This window comes from Brevibacillus sp. NRRL NRS-603, assembly GCF_003013445.1.
Classification (GTDB): domain Bacteria; phylum Bacillota; class Bacilli; order Brevibacillales; family Brevibacillaceae; genus Brevibacillus; species Brevibacillus formosus.
Genome location: NZ_PXZN01000014.1, coordinates 88,487 through 104,301 on the forward strand (window position 1 = coordinate 88,487; position 15,815 = coordinate 104,301).

Annotated in this window: 13 protein-coding genes; 3 read left to right on the plus strand and 10 right to left on the minus strand. The window is 46.9% G+C overall.

All coding sequences use genetic code 11. From position 1 onward, the window contains the following. Positions 1 to 76 precede the first annotated feature (76 nt). The 4 genes from C7R94_RS14710 to C7R94_RS14725 form a co-directional block, all read right to left on the minus strand. Positions 77 to 1,603, minus strand: a complete 1,527-nt coding sequence (locus C7R94_RS14710) for a solute symporter family protein (RefSeq protein WP_047068723.1) — start codon at positions 1,601 to 1,603, stop codon at positions 77 to 79. After that, complete coding sequence (locus tag C7R94_RS14715; RefSeq protein WP_106782269.1) at positions 1,603 to 1,950, minus strand: DUF485 domain-containing protein; 348 nt, start codon at positions 1,948 to 1,950, stop codon at positions 1,603 to 1,605. Before C7R94_RS14715 ends, C7R94_RS14710 begins: the two co-directional genes overlap by 1 nt. Before the next feature lie 150 nt (positions 1,951 to 2,100). Next, positions 2,101 to 2,829, minus strand: coding sequence for a LytR/AlgR family response regulator transcription factor (locus C7R94_RS14720; protein ID WP_106782271.1), 729 nt, complete (start codon positions 2,827 to 2,829; stop codon positions 2,101 to 2,103). Further along, on the minus strand, positions 2,829 to 4,580 hold the full coding sequence (locus tag C7R94_RS14725; protein WP_106782273.1) for a LytS/YhcK type 5TM receptor domain-containing protein: 1,752 nt from the start codon (positions 4,578 to 4,580) through the stop codon (positions 2,829 to 2,831). Before C7R94_RS14725 ends, C7R94_RS14720 begins: the two co-directional genes overlap by 1 nt. Before the next feature lie 131 nt (positions 4,581 to 4,711). On the opposite strand from C7R94_RS14725, the gene asnB reads away from it, so the two are divergent. Next, positions 4,712 to 6,559 (plus strand): asparagine synthase (glutamine-hydrolyzing), encoded by a 1,848-nt coding sequence (gene asnB, locus C7R94_RS14730; protein WP_106782276.1) that lies wholly within the window; start codon positions 4,712 to 4,714, stop codon positions 6,557 to 6,559. Positions 6,560 to 6,631: 72 nt separating this feature from the next. Here asnB and C7R94_RS14735 read toward each other — a convergent pair whose 3' ends face one another. Beyond that, positions 6,632 to 7,168, minus strand: a complete 537-nt coding sequence (locus tag C7R94_RS14735; RefSeq protein WP_106782278.1) for a DL-endopeptidase inhibitor IseA family protein — start codon at positions 7,166 to 7,168, stop codon at positions 6,632 to 6,634. Between the two features lie 208 nt (positions 7,169 to 7,376). Here C7R94_RS14735 and C7R94_RS14740 point away from each other — a divergent pair, with 208 nt between their 5' ends. Both C7R94_RS14740 and C7R94_RS14745 read left to right on the plus strand, forming a co-directional pair. Continuing rightward, positions 7,377 to 8,558: a NupC/NupG family nucleoside CNT transporter gene (locus C7R94_RS14740; protein ID WP_106782281.1), complete on the plus strand. Its 1,182-nt coding sequence runs from the start codon at positions 7,377 to 7,379 to the stop codon at positions 8,556 to 8,558. Between the two features lie 143 nt (positions 8,559 to 8,701). Beyond that, a complete protein-coding gene (locus C7R94_RS14745; protein ID WP_106782283.1) occupies positions 8,702 to 9,457 on the plus strand; it encodes an alpha/beta fold hydrolase in 756 nt (251 codons plus the stop codon). A 127-nt stretch (positions 9,458 to 9,584) separates the two neighbouring features. On the opposite strand, the gene C7R94_RS14750 is transcribed toward C7R94_RS14745, so the two are convergent. From C7R94_RS14750 to C7R94_RS14770, 5 genes are all read right to left on the minus strand, one after another. Continuing rightward, positions 9,585 to 11,627 carry a molybdopterin-containing oxidoreductase family protein gene (locus C7R94_RS14750; RefSeq protein WP_106782285.1) on the minus strand — a complete coding sequence of 681 codons (2,043 nt, stop codon included), beginning with the start codon at positions 11,625 to 11,627 and terminating at the stop codon, positions 9,585 to 9,587. Between the two features lie 96 nt (positions 11,628 to 11,723). After that, positions 11,724 to 12,890: a DUF418 domain-containing protein gene (locus C7R94_RS14755; RefSeq protein WP_106782287.1), complete on the minus strand. Its 1,167-nt coding sequence runs from the start codon at positions 12,888 to 12,890 to the stop codon at positions 11,724 to 11,726. A gap of 43 nt (positions 12,891 to 12,933) precedes the next feature. Further along, positions 12,934 to 13,527, minus strand: coding sequence for a TetR/AcrR family transcriptional regulator (locus C7R94_RS14760; protein ID WP_106782290.1), 594 nt, complete (start codon positions 13,525 to 13,527; stop codon positions 12,934 to 12,936). 152 nt (positions 13,528 to 13,679) lie between these two features. Further along, positions 13,680 to 14,165, minus strand: coding sequence for a MarR family transcriptional regulator (locus tag C7R94_RS14765; RefSeq protein WP_047068713.1), 486 nt, complete (start codon positions 14,163 to 14,165; stop codon positions 13,680 to 13,682). Positions 14,166 to 14,267: 102 nt separating this feature from the next. Further along, positions 14,268 to 15,779, minus strand: coding sequence for a monooxygenase (locus tag C7R94_RS14770; protein WP_106782293.1), 1,512 nt, complete (start codon positions 15,777 to 15,779; stop codon positions 14,268 to 14,270). Positions 15,780 to 15,815 lie beyond the last annotated feature (36 nt).

Here is a 15,815-nt window from a genome sequence, read left to right on the forward strand (position 1 = left end):
TTGCAAAAATGAAAAAAAGACCAGGGGCTAACCCCAGCCTTCTCTTCGTGGCATGAGCTTCCTACGTTTACTGTTTCTACGCTGAATCTTTCATTCCTGTATTCGCTTTCACCAAAATTTCATCGTACTTCTTATCATCACGGGAGCTGGACAACAAGGTTCCGATCCATGCTGCCAAAAACCCTAACGGGATCGAGACAATACCCGGATTCGGCAGCGGGAACAGCGCTTCGCCGACCAAAATGGCTTTTCCAGCCACAGGATTCCAAACGTTCGGACTCAACGCAACCAGAATAAGAGCGCTGAACAATCCGACGAGCATCCCGCTGATTGCTCCTGCTGTATTGAATCTTTTCCAGAAGATCGTAAACAAAATCACTGGTAGATTTGCACTCGCCGCTACTGCGAAAGCCAGGGCAACAAGGAAAGCCACGTTCAGATTTTGCGCAAATAAGGCGAGCAGGATAGAGACAATCGAGACTCCGACAGACGCCCATTTGGCCATCTTCATTTGCTCATTTTCTGTTGCTTTTCCTTGGCGTAAGACGTGTCCGTAAAAGTCGTGCGCGAAGGCAGAGGCCGCTGTCAGCACCAGCCCAGCCACTACTGCGAGAATGGTAGCGAAGGCAACCGCAGATACGAAGGCGAACAAGAAGTTACCGCCGAGTGCTTGCGCTAGCAGGGGAGCCCCCATGTTACCTGCTGGGTCCATATTTCCCGCTCCTACAAATGCTGCCGCTCCGAAGCCGAGGAAGATCGTCATGACATAGAAGGCACCAATGATCCACGTCGCGTACACAACCGACTTGCGAGCTGTCGTGGCATCTTTTACGGTGAAAAAACGAATCAAAATATGCGGCAATCCAGCTGTTCCAAGCACAAGCGCGAGATTTAGGGAAATTGTATCGAGTCCCACTTTAAACTTGTTGCCGGGGTTGAGGAATTGCTCTCCCAATGGTGTCACCGTCTTCATTTGCTCGAACATTTTCAAGAGATTAAAATCGAATTTGGCGAAAACCATCATGGAGATGATGAATGTCCCGACCATCAACAAAACTGCCTTGACGATCTGCACCCACGAGGTTGCCGTCATCCCGCCGAAAACGACGTAGATGGTCATCAATGCCCCTACGATCAATACGGAAGTCGTGTAGTCCAGCCCCAAGAGCAGCTTGATCAAGGCCCCCGCTCCAACCAATTGCGCGATCATATAAAAAATCGAGATGGCAATCGAATTGAGAGCGGCGACACCACGAACCTTTTTATTGTCAAAACGCGCGGCTATCATATCAGCCATCGTGTATTTTCCCAAATTACGCAAAGGCTCTGCTACCAAGTAGAGCACAACGAGATACGCGACGAGAAAGCCGATACTGTAGAAAAAACCATCAAACCCGCTCAGCGCAATCATTCCGGCGATCCCCAGGAAGGAAGCTGCCGACATGTAATCTCCCGCAATCGCGAGGCCGTTTTGCCAACCCGTCAGTCCTCCTCCAGCGGTATAAAACTCACTGGTTGTATTCGTCTTTTTGGAAGCGTAAAAGGTAATGATCAGTGTCAACAATACAATGACGAGAAAAAGTAAAAATGCAGTAACGTTCATTAGCCCCTTCCACCTGCCTCTTGTTTGATTTTCTCTACGAGTTGATCAAACTGCTCTGCCCGCCTGGTGTACAGAATACAGAGACCCCATGTCATGACGAACTGAGCAAAGGCAAATACCCATGCCCACGAAATCGCCCCAAACGCCGGTTGATTCAATACGGTGAAGTAGGAGGTTAAAATCGGAAGGGTAAAGTAAAACACGAAGAAAAAAATAGAAGATGGCAAAATAAACGCTTTTTTTCTTCTCAAAAGCTCTTTGAAAGTAGCCGACTGAATTACTGCTGCATAATCAACAGCCTGCTTCTTCTGATCCTCGGCTTTTTTTGCCGAAGCGGATTTGCCCATGGGAACCTCCCCCTCATCTCCAGAAATGTAAGCGCTTCCTATATTGTAGAGAATACTTTTTTATCCGTGTATTTTTCTGCGTAAGATGTCGGGGAGAGCGTGTCAGTGGCAGAATTTTAACCACAATCTGCAAACGATGGATCGCTAGGCTTACTCCTCGAGACGTTTGAGCAAATCCTTGGCAGATGTCCGAGATACGGGAATACGCGGTCTGCCTTCTCCCTTCAAAATCAGATTGTAGGCACCGTTGAACCATGGCTCTAGCTCGCTCACGAATTGGAGATTGACCAAATAGCTTTTGTGGGTACGGAAAAAATCATATGCAAAAAGCTTTTCCGCCAGTTGTGTCAGAGTCATCCGCGTCGAATAGGTAGCCGTTTGGGTGACGATTTGCACATATCGCTCCTCCCGCACCGCATAGACAATCGTCACTGGATCAATGACCACTAATCTGCTGTTGTCTTCTACCAACAGCTTGGTTCGTTTTGTCTGGACAGGCTCTGCTTTCGGCTTGACCAGACGCTCTCGTATCCGTTGCATCGTTTCTACCAGCCGCTTTGGCTCCATAGGCTTCAACAAATAATCGACGGCGTAAAGCTTAAACGCATCGATGGCAAATTCCTCATACGCAGTACAAAAAACGATGAGGGGGTGCTGCTTGCGTGAGGCGAGCATTCTCGCTGCCTGCGCTCCTTCCAGCTCAGGCATTTTCATATCGAGGAAGACGACATCCGGTTCGTGGACATCGACCATCTCCAACAGCTCTCGTCCATTGGTGGCATAGGGCAGCAGTTCTACATCTCCTTCTTGTAGCAGTAAATAGCTCAGTTCTTCGCGTGCTAGTCGCTCATCTTCTGCAATCATGACGCGTATTGGCATCAGGCACTCACCTCTTTTGTAATCGGAATCGCAAACGTAATCATACTGCCGCCTTCTTGTTTGTTGGCAAAATGAAGTTGGGCATCTTGTCCGCACAAGCTGATCAGACGTTGGTTGACATTATGGATGCCAATTCCGTTGCCCTCCTTACTCTCCATCGGCACCTTTCCCAAAACGGGCAGCAAATTGTCAGGAAAGCCTTGGCCATTATCTTCGATTTGAAAAACAACATGCACATCCTCCCGTTTCACATGGAGAACAATCTCACCACCGTTCGTGATGTCACGAACACCATGCTGAATGCAATTCTCAACTAACGGCTGCAACGTGCCCGGAGGAATAAGGGCTTCCTCTACCCCCGCATCAATGATAGTGCGAACGGCGAATTGCTCGGAAAATCTGATTTTGATAATTTCCAAATAAGCATGCAGGTGATCCAGCTCCTGTCTCACGGTGACAAGCGGACTCGCTGTGAGCTTCAGGTTGAATCGCATGAACACACCAAACTGAATGGTCATATGCCGAGCTAGCTGCGGATCAATTCGTATCAAGGTCACAATGGAATTCAACGTGTTGAACAAAAAGTGAGGATGAATCTGTGCCTGTAGCATCCGCAACTCAGCATCCTTCATTAACCCTTTCATTTGCTCCGTGAGAGACAGGGTCAATTGATTGGAGATCAGGTTGCCAAGCCCTTTTGCCAGTGCTTCCTGGACTTTTCCTATTTGTTGCGGCCTCCGATAATAGAGTTTGATCAGACCAACGACGCTGTCCCCCTCTTTAATCGGCACCAGAATCGCGGCATGCAGGTTACAATTTTTGCGCTTGCATCCGACGCTCTCTCGCGTCAAACCCTTGTCGATTCCACCGCTATACAGGGCCCGCTTATCGAGCTCACTATGGAGCGCTTCGCCGGGATGATGATGATCTGCCCCCACTCCTACATGTGCTAGAAGCCGTTCTCGATCGGTTACCGCAACGGCCGCTGCTTTCGTTTCTTTTTGTAAGACGAGGGCTGCTGACTGAGCCGTTTGCGGTGTAAGCCCCCTTTTCAGATGTGGCAAAATTCTTTCCGCTATCGTAAAGGAACGCTCCGCCTCAATGGCTGCCGAACGTTCTGCCTCTTGCAAGGCAACCCGTATCATCGTTGTAAAAATCGCAATCGAAACACTGTTCGTGAGCACCATCGGAATCCCAATCACGTTGACCATAGTTCGCGCCAGCTCAGGCGGAGCTGCCATGATCAATAAAAGAGACATCTGGATAATGGGTGCGAACATGCCAATGAACATGGCTTTGGACGGAGAAATAACCCGCTCCTGTGAGAAAAAACGCGCTACGTATCCGGCCAGCAACCCCGTGATCGGGATCGACAAGCCCATCGGTGCTGCGGCGAATCCTCCCAATTGAAAGACATGAAGCCCAGCAATGACACCTGCCCCCAGGCCAACGAGAGGCCCTCCTAACAAACCTCCAATGACGACTCCTACCAAAGTAGAATTGGCGATAATCTCGTCATAGGACAAACGAAAAATCCAAAACGCAGGAAGATAGCTCTCCCCTTGCACGACCACTCCTGCATATGTACCTGCAATCCCAAACAATCCGAACATGACGGAAAAAGCGATTGACGTCCCTATGTGCAATTCGCGGTCTAAGAGCTGGCGAAACAGCGGTGTCCTTGTCAAAATAAATGCTAGCGTCAAAAGAATGCCCATTCTTTCAATGAGCAACAACGTGAGATTGTCCACCGCAGCCTCCCTTAGTTTAAATCTTCTATAAATTCCGCATATTGCTCTCATTTCCCTTCTGGACATACAACCTCGCTAGGCTAATTGCATACGCTGTGTGTGCAATGCTTCAGGAGAAGGGTGATCATACCATGTGTGGAATTGTAGGATGGATTGATTGGGAAAAGGACTTATCTGGTGAACGTGATGTTCTGCAAAAAATGACCCAATGCCTCAAGGATCGAGGCCCTGATGCAGAAGGCTTTTGGCTGACTCCTCGAGCGGCCCTCGGTCATCGTCGCCTTGTGGTCGTAGACCCTGCTGGCGGACAGCAGCCTATGTCGGCTCTCAAAAACGAACACGCCTGCACCATGATTTACAATGGTGAATTGTATAATACCGAGGATTTGCGTGCAGAACTGCTTGCTTGCGGACATACTTTTCAATCTCATTCGGATACGGAGGTGCTTTTGCACACGTATTTAGAGTGGGGCCCAGATTGTTTGTCAAAGCTAAACGGCATTTTTGCTTTCGCGATCTGGGACGAACGCGAACAAAGATTGTTTGTCGGTCGTGACCGTATGGGGGTTAAGCCGCTGTTTTATGCACAAAGAGGCAATTCATTTCTGCTCGCCTCCGAGCTAAAAGCCTTGCTCGCTCACCCCGAAGTCAAACCAGAGCTCTCTCGTGAAGGCTTGGCGGAGATTTTCGGAATCAGTCCCGCTCGTACGCCTGGCCATGGAGTTTTTCACAACGTACACGAGGTTCGGCCCGGCTCCTATCTGTTGGTGACGCGTGATGGCGTCAAGCAAAAGCGCTACTGGCAACTCGAAAGCCACCCACATACGGATGACCTAAAGACAACTGCGGAACGTGTCAGGGAGTTAGTCACGGATTCGATTGAACGCCAATTGGTTGCGGATGTGCCCGTTTCGACCCTCTTGTCAGGCGGGTTGGATTCAAGCATTATTACAGCTGTTGCGGCAGATCATTTTCAAAAAACGGGCCGCGGAACCCTGCACAGCTACTCCATCGATTACGTCGACAACCGAAAACATTTTACGGCGAGTGCTTTTCAACCGAATGAGGATGAACCTTATGTCCAACTCGTTACAAAGTTTCTCGGAACCCAGCACCACACGATTGAGTTCGACACGGACGATTTGATCGAATCCTTGAAAACAGCGACACTCGCCCGCGACTTGCCGGGGATGGCTGATGTAGATGCGTCCCTTTACCTGTTTTGCCGCGAAATAAAAAAAGAGACGACCGTCGTCCTCTCTGGAGAATGCGCTGATGAAGTATTTGGCGGGTATCCGTGGTTTCACCGAGAAGACTTGCTACATGCCGGAACGTTCCCTTGGTCCAGAGCAACGAAAGAACGTGCCTCCTGGCTATCACCTGAGCTGCGTGATTGGGTCAAACCTGAGGAATACGTAGCCATGCGATATGAGGAATCTCTCGATGAAGTTCCACATCTTCCAGGCGAAGATCCGATTGAAGCTCGCCGACGGGAAATGTTTTATTTGAATATAACGTGGTTCATGAACACGCTGTTGGATCGCAAAGACCGAATGAGTATGGCAGCCAGTCTGGAAGCTCGGGTCCCGTTCTGTGACCACCGCATCGTGGAATACGTCTGGAACATCCCATGGGATATGAAGACGCACGGGAAACGGGAAAAAGGCATTTTACGAAAAGCCATGGAAGGAATCCTGCCTGATGAGGTTTTGTATCGCAAGAAAAGCCCGTATCCGAAAACACATAATCCCGCCTATACGGAAGCCGTTCGCTCTTGGCTACTGGATATTTTAAACGACTCTTCCTCTCCACTGCTTCAACTGGTAGATGTTCCAACGATTCGAAAAATTGCCGAGTCAGATGCACAGGCTTCGAGCATTCCGTTTTTCGGTCAGCTCATGAGTACACCCCAGTTGTTCGCCTATCTTGGACAACTGGATTATTGGCTCCGGGAGTACCGTATTTCCATTCGAGCCTAGCAATACGAAAATCCGATAGGATAACAAAAGCTCCTCGCCCCTTATGATTCGGGGGAATTGAGGAGCTTTTCGTTACTTTTTGTTTTTTCCCCGTTGCTTGCTTCTACGTACGGGTTGTGCCTTCGGGTTGAGGGGAATGGTAGCAAGAGATTGATATCTCAGATCAAACTGCTCGCCTGAGCGTTTCATGATCGTGAACGTTTTGGTTGCGCCGACTCGGATCAACCGGTAGTCCACTCTTGTTTTTTTCCCTCCCCCACTCAGTATCGCAGCCACGGTCCGATGATCCGGCAGATTCACTTTAATCTGCAAAGACAAAACGGTTGCAGGAAAGGGTGGGATGTCACGATAAGGAACACAGAGCTTACCTTTTAGCATCCGCAAATGGAGATTCCGGATCATCACTTCCGTCAATTGCTTCCCCCAATACCGGCGGAAAATACGGGAGATTTTTCGTTTAGTGTTGTATTTTTCGGGCAATGGTGTGTAATCCACACCGTTTACGGTGTAAACAGGCTTTCCTCTCGGCGAATTCGCGATCTGAGTCCAGACATGCTCTGCTGAAGTGATAAACTGCTTGAGCCTCTGCAACTCATCCAAGGATTTCACCTCCTCCATAAACCGTATGGTGGTGGGCTTATGCTAGTACGCCCGATTTCAGCGTTCCAAACGCCAACGGACAATAATTCTGAACATACATATAAATTGCAATCATATTATCGGGATGATAGAATATAAACCGCTTTCACTTCTCTTGTCGGGAAGTGCGTTTTTTTGCCTTTTAAGTTTAGCAATATTTAATTTCTTGGAGGTTGTAATGAATTTCATCATTCCCATCGCTGGCTTATTCATCGTGATCGGGTTAGCATTATTAGGAAGCAATGGACGTAAACAGGTCAAATACAAACCGATCATCGTCATGATTGCTCTGCAATTTTTGCTCGCCTTTCTTCTTCTGCATACCAAGTTTGGGTATATATTCGTTTCAGCCATTTCCAAATCGTTTGAAAAGCTTCTTGCTTTTGCTGCGGAAGGGATCAATTTCGTATTTGGCAATCTGGCAAACGAAGGACAAATGTCCTTTTTCCTTGGCGTCTTACTCCCAATCGTCTTCATTTCCGTCCTGATCGGTATTTTGCGACACTTCAAGATTTTGCCGATTATCATGAAGGCAATTGGCTTTGTTCTGAGCAAAATTAACGGCATGGGTAAGCTAGAGTCTTACAACGCTGTTGCTTCTGCTATTGTCGGCCAAAATGAAGTCTTCATCACTGTGAAAAAGCAGCTCGGTTCCTTGCCGGAGCACCGTCTGTATACGCTTTGCGCGTCAGCCATGTCCACTGTTTCGATGTCGATTGTCGGTGCGTACATGACGATGATTGAGCCGAAATACGTTGTCACGGCCCTGTTCTTGAATCTGTTTGGCGGCTTTATTATCGCATCAATCGTCAACCCTTATACAGTGAACGAAGAAGATGATTTACTGGAGATTCAAAGCAATGAAAAGCAGTCCTTTTTCGAAATGCTCGTCGAGTACATCATGGACGGCTTCAAGGTAGCGGTAGTCGTGGGCGCAATGCTGCTCGGGTTCGTTGCTTTGATCGCTGCTGTGAACAGCTTGTTCGGTATGATTTTCGGCTGGACGTTCCAAGAAATGCTCGGGTTCGTCTTCGCTCCTTTTGCCATCCTGATGGGCATTCCTTTTGCAGAAGCGATGACTGCTGGTAGTATCATGGCGACGAAGCTCGTAACGAATGAGTTTGTAGCCATGATCGAACTGGGCAAAGTCGTATCTGAACTAAGTCCACGTACAGTAGGAATTCTCTCCGTCTTCCTCGTTTCGTTCGCGAACTTCTCCTCCATCGGCATTATCGCTGGTGCGGTGAAAGGGTTGAATGAGAAACAATCCAATGTGGTTGCTCGCTTTGGGTTGAAGCTGTTGTTCGGTGCCACGCTGGTTAGTCTTTTGTCTGGTGTCGTCGTCAGCTTTGTTTTGTAGGTAACATAAGAAAGTGTCCCTCTGCTATGTGCAGTAGGGACACTTTTTTGTATGCAAAGGGTATAACTAAAGTTCCTTACAAAAAAGGGATGATCGCATAATTTGTGGAAATGAACCAAATGAAAAAATCTGGAGGAGATAAAATGAGTGACATTGGAATAAATGAAATGAGTCAAAAGCTCGACATCGGTGGAATTAGACTATGTTTTAAATATTTTGGTGAAATAAGTGATTTTCCGACGGTGGTTTTTGATTCTGGTTATGGGTGTACGTTGAACTACTGGAGTTCGATTGGTGGTGACATTTCAAAGCATACTAGGATGTTCATTTATGACCGAGCAGGTATAGGGGAAAGTGAAAGTAATAAAAGACCTCGTCATAGTCAGCAAATCATTGAGAATCTTAGAAGCTTGCTTCAGAAAGCAAACGTGTCTCCCCCTTACGTTTTGGTCGGGCACTCTTTTGGGGGATTGAATGTTCGACTATATGCAAGTACATTCCCAGAAGAGGTTGCCGGAGTGATTTTATTAGATCCATGTCATGAAGATCAAAATAAAGTCATGGTTCCTTTGTTCTCTGAAGAAGTTCAAGCAGCGTACTATGGTCAGTTTGTTCTTGAAGGTTCTATTCAAGAAATAGAAGAAAGCTTTGAACAAGCTCGGAATTCTAAATCACTTGGCAACAAGCCACTCATTGTCGTATCGGGTACATTACAACCTCATCATAATCCCGAATCTATGGCTGCTTGGGTCCACTTACATAAAGAGCTTACGAAATTATCAACCCGCAGCAAGCATATCATCGTTGAAAATGCTGGACATGCCATTCATATTGATCAGCCAAATGTTGTCGTAGATATCATTAAAGACATGCTGCTTTTGTGTAAAGCTCAAAAATAATTAAGGTGAATTGGTTCTACAGCAACTATGATCATTGGACAACTCCCTCGCTATAACCCTTCCTATCCTTTCGGGTAATAAAAGTAACCAGCGAGTGTCCGGCTACAATCGAGACACTCGCTGATTTTTATCGTATGACCTTCTCCACGTCGACACGTCCGGAAAAAAAGGTAGCTCCTCCACCCATGTCCGCGATGCGATCCGGGGTGAGCGCATTTACATAATGCTTTGAGTGAGGGGCATCAGCCCACAAGCCTTGACTGACCACCACTCCCGGTAAAACATTTTCTCCTATCGATACAACTAGCTCGCATTCTCCCCGCTCATTCCATATGCGGACCGTATCTCCGTCACTTATGCCTGATGCAGATGCATCTGCCACATTCATATGCAAACGTGGTATTTTCTCCATTTTCTTATGCTTCTCATTATTCGAGAACGTGGAGTTCAAATAATTGTGATTAGGCCCCGGGACAAATAAATACGGGAAATCCCCATCATTGACCAATGGCGTGTAAGTCGGTAATGGGGGCAGCCCTCGTTTTGCCATTGCTTGCGAGTAAAGCTCAATTTTGCCACTTGGAGTTGGGAGATGTTCCAAAAAGAAAGGTTCCAAATTTGCTTTGGCATATTGTTTTTCGACCAAAGTTTCATACGTGATTCCTTCCAGATGAGGATTGCCATGCCCCACCAACGCCTGTCTGACCATCTCTGCATCACTGTCTTGAAAAGCAGGTTCGTCATATCCCATGGCAGCAGCCAGCAAGCGGAAAACATCCGTGTTGGACTTGCTCTCTCCAAATGGGGCAATCACCGGTTGCTGAAGTTGAATGTAATGATGCCAATACGACGTGTAAAAGTCCGTATTTTCATAAGAGGACGTCGCAGGCAAAACGATATCCGCATAAAGAGCCGTCTCCGTCAAAAATAAGTCATGTACGACCGTGAACAAATCCTCTCTCGCCAAGCCCTGCCTTACTTTGTTTCCTTCTGGTGCAACAATGGCCGGATTGCTCGTGTAGACGAAGAGCGATTTAACCGGCGGCTCTGTATCGAGCAACGCTTTTCCAAGTTCATTCATATTGATGACTCTCGTCTGTTTATTTGCCAGCAAATCTGGTCGCTGCAGGGCAAGCTTGTTGTGCTCCAAAAAGCCTTTATTCCCTTTATTGGCCCCACCACCTTTGACAAGCCACTGCCCTGTCAGGGCCGGAAGACAAGCAATCGTCCTTACACACATTCCACCATTGTCGTGATGCTGAATGCCATTTCCAATGCGAATAAAGGACGGTGATGTGGTGCCATACATTCTCGCTAACTTGTAAATATCGTCGACGGGGACACCTGTTATGGCTGATACGGTATCAGGATCGTAGGTACGGACATGCTCCTTAAGCTCTTCATGTCCTACCGTATACTTTTCCATAAAGGCTGAATCCACCAAGTTTTCTGCAAATAGGACATGCATGATGCCCAGAGCCAAAGCCGTATCTGTTCCAGGCAAAATCGGGATAAACCAATCAGCCCAGCGACCCGTCTGATTTTTGTGGACATCAATCACGACGATCTTCGCTCCATTTTTTCGAGCCTGTTCCGCAAACACCACTTGATGCATGTTCGTGCTAACCGTATTGATCCCCCACATGATGAACAGCTTGGAATGAACAGTGTCTTCCGGATCTGTTCCAAACGCTCCGCCCATCGTGTAGCTGTACCCTACAGCCCCTGCACTGTTGCATATCGTCCGGTCAAGTTGACTAGCCCCCATACGATGGAAAAAACGGCGATCCATGCCTTCCACACTAATCCGCCCCATGTTCCCGTAAAAGCTGTAAGGCAAAATGCTCTCGGGACCGTCTGAGTCGATCAAGGCACGCCAGCGTTCGGCTATGGTGGTAATAGCTTCCTCCCAGCTGATTCGAACAAACTCCCCGCTCCCTTTTTTGCCAATACGCTTCAATGGATGCGTGAGTCGCTTGGGATCGTAGATGCGCTCTGTCATGTTGCGGACTTTGTTGCAAATATTCCCCTTCGTCACCGGATGGTTCGGATCCCCTTCAATTTTGACGATTTTCCCCTCTTTTTTATGAAGGAGCAATCCACATTGGTCCGGGCAATCAAGTGAACAGACTGCTGGAAAAACACCGCTTTCCTGAGTGGTATAAGTCATGAAGGTTCCCTCTTTCTCCTAACCATAAATGGCTTTTATACGCTATTATAATCGATTGAAAAAAGAAGGCACTACTCCTGCGCAAATGAGAAGTTACTACTTATTATTTTTATGTACCATTCGTCTCATTAGGAATTCTAATGGTCCGTTCAGCTTGTATTTTTCTAAAATTGTGGCCAATAGCAGAGAGAGAATCCAAATTCCAACCGCAACCAAAGCAGCCATTCCGTTACTAACGCGTCCCCCTAAATCAAGTGCTACTGGTGATAAGAAGAAAACCAGCATCGCCTCATTCCATACATAGAATGTCAAGGAACGTTTTCCTAAAGCCATAAACGACTGGAGTAAAGGACCCGCTTTCTTTACCTTTGCCCCAATGATTCCAAAGAAAGCCGCATAAGCTAATCCTCCAGCAATTCCAGTTAAAATGTGGAATCCATAAACGAAACCAGCGAGAAAAAAGCTTGGGTTCCATATGCTCCCAATAAAAGTTACAGGCAGTGCTCCTAGTATGGAAACAGCTAAGCCGATCGTTGTTATAATAGAAAGTGTTCGTAACTGTTGCTCAGGCTTGGTTAATAATTGATAGTTGGCAATCCACATACCCAGCAAAACAGACGGAATAATCGGGAACATACCATGAATAAAAAAGGGAACAAACGGAAAATAAGTCAAGCTAAGTATCAGTGTGCTAAGATAGGTGTCTGTAGCTAAAAGCTCTGGAGGAAACCCATAATCACCGATGGATTCCATCGTAAAGCCCCACATTATCGGATTTGCGATAATATAGAATACCGTGATAACAATAAAGGTTCGGATCAGAGTCTTGATTTCACGTGTTAACAGCCAACTGACAAGAAGTCCAGCCACCCCGTAGGCCATTAAAATATCTTGACCGCCAATGATCACCACTAAAACGGCTCCAAATACTATCAAATACCAGGAACGCTTCCGGACCGCCTTTAAAGCATCTCTTTTTCCTCTCGCCATTTGACTATCAAAAGCCAGTACCAAACCATAACCAAATAAAACGGCAAACATCGCTCTCGCTCTGTTATCGATGATAAGCATGCCAAAAAGATTGACAACTTGATCAAAGAAATTCTGACTTTCCATTCTGTGAACGATCCCGGGTTCCAGCGCGTACAGATACAGTGGGGCATGCGCGAGTGCAATAAGTAGTAACATAGCTCCTCTGGCCAGATCTAATGAAACGGCACGTTTTTTTGTCTCCGCCGTTTTCATATGAGGTAAAACGGACATACGATCCTCTCCTTTGTTCGTTGCCAAAAGTTCAACGGTATCGTTAGACAATGAGCTTCATCACCATTTTTACGAGCTCAACGGCGTATTGCTCCATAGGTATAGATGAATCAGGCTTAAGCATTCTTTCTTCGATCGCCCCGATAATAAAAGATGCGACTATTTCTGTTTGAAAGGATGACGTAAAATCCCCGTTCTGTTGGCCTTCCTTGAGAATATCCACTAATATCGTTCTTAGTCCGTCCTCTTCCTGTTCGTCTTCCATTCTGTAATAAGGCACCCCGTTTTCATTCCGGGCAGTAAAGACAATCTCAATCAAGGCAATCGTATGTTTATAATGGGTTTCTTGATAGGTCAGATGAGCCTTTATAAAAGCTTCCAGTTTTTTTGTTGCAGAATGTGATAACACAACGTTCCTACGAATAAAATCAAGTTGCTTCTCTACCAGAAACTGCAAAGTATGATTCATGAGATCAAGCTTGTCATGGAAGTGGTAAGAAATAAGCCCTGTGCTGATCCTGGCTTTTTTTGCTACCTTCGTTAAGCTTAAGTTGTGATAGCCGACCTCTTCCAATGTATCAATACAAGCAAGAACAATCTGCTCTCTTCTAGCCTCGGCAATAAAAGAATCAGTCATTTCTATTCCACTCCTGATGCTCATTTTTGATCAAATAACCAAAAAATTGATCGATCGACCAAATTGTATGAAGAATGGTTTCATTTGTCAAGAAGACCCCGAGACAATAAAAAGGACACCATCAGTGTGATGGTGCCCCTCTGTCTACGATATCAGAAATCCCAATTCAGCAAGTCCTCCAGCAGTTCGCGGGAAAATGCTAATTGCTCTGGTGTGTATTTATCCAGAAAGCTCTTAAATCGCTGTTCAATGTCCTGATGCAACTGGTGATGAATCTTATACAGCTTTTGTCCCTTTGCGGTTAGCCGATAGTACACTTCCTTTTTATTATCAACCAGCTGTTGCCTTTTAATTAACTCAAGCTTCCATAGCTTTTTGCTGATCCGTGTTATGGACCCTTTCGTTAAATTGACTTTTTCCGAAATCGTGGTGACATTGATGGGACCATGATCCCCGATACAGGCAATGAAATGAATTTCGGATAGGGTAAGGTTTAGCTTCATCCCCATCTCGGATTCCAGCTTCTGCATCTCCTCTGCCATTCGCGCAGTCAATTTGCTTTCTCGCAGCTCTTGCTGCGTGACTAGCTGTATGTAAAGCTGTATGATCCGCTGCTTGGAAAGTTCTGTGCTTTGCATATCATGTCTCCTAGATTACCATCTCATCTCCTCTCCATTATATACTGATTGTTTCGAGAAAAACAATTCCATTTTGTTTTGTGCAAAACAATCGCATTTCAATCATTCATGTCCGCACCAGTGGGTGATTCCTTTCCGAATAGCTTCCATCGGATTGGACTCCTTTTGGGAAACAGCCCATGCGACATATCCATCCGGTCGAATCAACGCTGTATGCACGTCACGCCAATCAGCAGCTCCCTTAGCAAGCGAAGCGCGAACTACATGGACATGCTTGTATTTCGACCAATCGAGAGCATCGTCCAATCGTTCATCTGAGCCGAAATGCAGCAAGAGGAATGACCCGGAATGAAAAAGCTCGTATGCATTCTGGCACTCACCGTTCTCCAGACGCAGATTCAACTCTGTAAAACGTCGACCATTCAATACATGCGGCTGCATCTCCCCAACCGGTTCATACTGGACATTGAACGCAGAGATTTGGGTAGCCAGCAGATAATTTGCCTCGGGTATTTGCAGCAGGTTGGACACCATTTTCCTTAAAGCGATAATGGATGGGGAGAATTCCATACTACCGAACAGCAACGATTGCACCTGTGTATTCGTTAGCAATGCGGTATTAATGGGGAAACGCTCCGTATGATAGCTATCCAACAGCCAATCCGGTGCCCAGCCTTTTAAATGGGCCGCCAGCTTCCACCCCAGGTTGATTGCCTCTTGCAAGCCAACGTTCATCCCCTGTCCTCCGGCTGGAAAATGAATATGCGCCGCATCTCCCGCCAGGAAAATCCGTCCTTCCCGATAACGCTGAGCTTGCAAGGTCGCATTGCCAAAACGAGTCATCCAAAACGGATCGGAAATCCCAAAATCTTCTCCAAGAATACGTAGCAAACTAGCGCGCAGTTCCTCCAGTGTAACTGGTTCTTCCTTTGGCACAGCCATTCGCTCGGGATCGATCAGCACCACACGATGCATCCCTTTTGGCAAGGGTACAATCATGACCAAACCTTGCTCATTAAAGCGGGAAAAACTTCCGGATTCTGGCGGATTTTTTAAAACAACATCCCCTTGCATAGCCGTAAAAGTCACATTCTTACCGACAAACGGAATGCCTGCCTGCTTGCGGACAATGCTGGCAGCGCCATCTGCACCGACCACATAGCGTGCCGTAAGCACTGCCTTTCCATTCGGCCCTGAAGCCTCAACCTGAACCCCGTGCTGATCTTGGTGTACGGCCATTACCTCCACTTCTCTGCGTATTTCCACCCCTAGACTTTTTGCCCACTCCTCCAGTATCTTCTCAGTGTCATGTTGGGGAATAATCAGGGTGTAGTTGGAGGAAGAATCTAAGACAGAAAAATCCAAGCGTGTATCAAGCGCTGCGAAATGCCCCGTCGAAATCGGCTTTCCTCTATCAAGTAATTTCGCTTTCAGCCCGCGCAAATCCAGGATTTCAAGTGTACGCGGATGTACAGTGAGTGCCCGTGAATACGGGGTTGTTTCCTTTAAGCGCTCAAGCACGCACACCTTCACTTTAGCCAACGCCAGCTCTCCAGCCACCATCATCCCAACTGGTCCACCACCAACAATTATCACTTCGTAATCGAACTGCATCAAAACCACTCCTCTTTTTGTTTTTCACGAAACAAT